2 protein-coding genes are annotated in these 1,753 nt (G+C 59.7%); both read right to left on the bottom strand.

The genetic code is table 11. The annotated features are described in order from the left end of the window. Positions 1 to 126: 126 nt before the first annotated feature. Positions 127 to 936, bottom strand: a complete 810-nt coding sequence (locus tag H5U08_RS17745) for an AAA family ATPase (protein WP_297036165.1) — start codon at positions 934 to 936, stop codon at positions 127 to 129. 42 nt (positions 937 to 978) lie between these two features. Then, a partial coding sequence (locus H5U08_RS17740) for a cellulose synthase operon protein YhjQ/BcsQ (RefSeq protein ID WP_297036162.1) occupies positions 979 to 1,753 on the bottom strand: 775 nt, incomplete at its 5' end.

Here is a 1,753-nt window from a genome sequence, read left to right as displayed (position 1 = left end):
GGGTCCGATCAGCCCATCGATGACCTTTTCGGCGTTGTGGAGCGAAGTTCTGTGAACAGAAAAAAGTTGTTTTCCGGCCTGTTTTGGAAGAGATCGCGCAAGGGGGCGTCGCCCCTCGAGAGGGTGTCACTGCGCCGGAATGCCGCAGAGTTCCTCAAACACCGCTTCCACGTGATGGGCGTGCACCCGGGTTGATTTTTCGGCAAAGGCAACCAGGAGAGCGAGGTCACACAACCTGTTGATCCGGCGAGGAATACCGCCGGAGAGCTCGGCAAGCCGCTCGAGGGCTTCCGGCGTGAAAATCGACCCCGTGGCACCTGCTTGCCGGAGACAGTGTTCCACGTAGCCCCGGGTTTCTTCAGCCGTCAGGGGACGCAGGAAAGACTTGATGGCCAGCAACTCCTCGACATGCGGGAGTTGCTCCAGGATCGGCAAAACGAGGGGGTGTCCCAGGAGGATCACGGTCCAGCCAGGCTGACCCTCCACGGTGATTGTCATGAGGTGACGGAGGACCTCCCAGGTTCGCTGGTGCTGGAAAACATGCACGTTATCGATGACCAGAATTCCGTGGCGGTCCTCGCTTCGATTTTTGGTGAGGATGTCTTCGAGATAGCGGAAGGCGGTGTATCCGGACCCTCGTGGTGGGGCGCCCAGCTCTTCGGCCAGGTCCACGAGAAACGCCTCGGGATCGTCGAAAAGGGCTGTTTTGCGGACGATGGGCTGATATGACTCGTGAAGTGATGCCGCAAGCAACTCTGTGACGAAGGACTTGCCGGTTCCTGCCGGACCAACAAGAAGAGCGCTGGCATGGCGCTGCTCCACGGCGTAGCGCACCTTCAAGAGAGCCGCCTGATGAGAGCCGCTTGGGAAATAGAATGACGGGCGGAACTCATTCCGAAAGGGCTGTTCGCGAAGTTTCCAGAAAGCCGTGTACATATTCGCTCCACCGAACGGTGTTTCCACCGCACGGGCCTGTGCTCATGCTGCCTCACGTTCGCAAAGGATACAGTTGTCTTCCGCCGTGGGAGGAACGAATGTCTCAACAACGCCGAGGACGCGTCCCCGTTGCTGGAGTTCACGCAGAATCGAGGTGACTGAATCCATCCGCTGAACGACGACGAAATCCCGGCATTCCGACAAAGGCACGGAAGTCCGCGAGGGCAAGCTCCGGATCTCCTGAGCCTCGTCCCACTGGGAAACCGGCCGACTTACAAAAGCAGTGCCATAATCCACCAGAATCCATCCATAGGTATTTTGCCATTCTGGGATCAGGCGAAGTCCTGCCGCCGAAGAAGGAGAAAATGTCTGGGGGGGACGGGAAGGCAGGATGTCAAAGCCATCCTCCACCGATCGGATCATCACGTCTCGCAGCGGCAGTTTGCTGGGGACCGCGTCTTGCCAGCCGCGCTCCGCCACAACTCCCAGGGACTCGGCCAGGCTGTGGTCGGGTGAGCCGTCGATAACAAGGACTTTTTCTCCAGCACGTGCTAGTTCGTAAGCGATGGCCAGGACGGTCGTGGTGCACCCCTGATTGAGGTCGCCGGAGGCGAAACCGATCAGTCGCGGGCTGGAACGAAGGCTTTGCCCAATTCGCTGAAGACACGCCTGCAGGGTGACTCCCGCAGACTGAAGAAGATGCATGAGAGCGGGCCGGGGCGCGAAACGATCGACTTCCAAAGCCGGCCGAACGTGAGGAAGCGAGCCGCTCTGCACCACACCGGATGCCGGGACCGGGGAAGGCGTTTCGGACGCT

This window comes from Thermogutta sp. (assembly GCF_014359955.1).
Classification (GTDB): domain Bacteria; phylum Planctomycetota; class Planctomycetia; order Pirellulales; family Thermoguttaceae; genus Thermogutta.
This window is presented reverse-complemented; position numbering and strand designations above follow the sequence as displayed.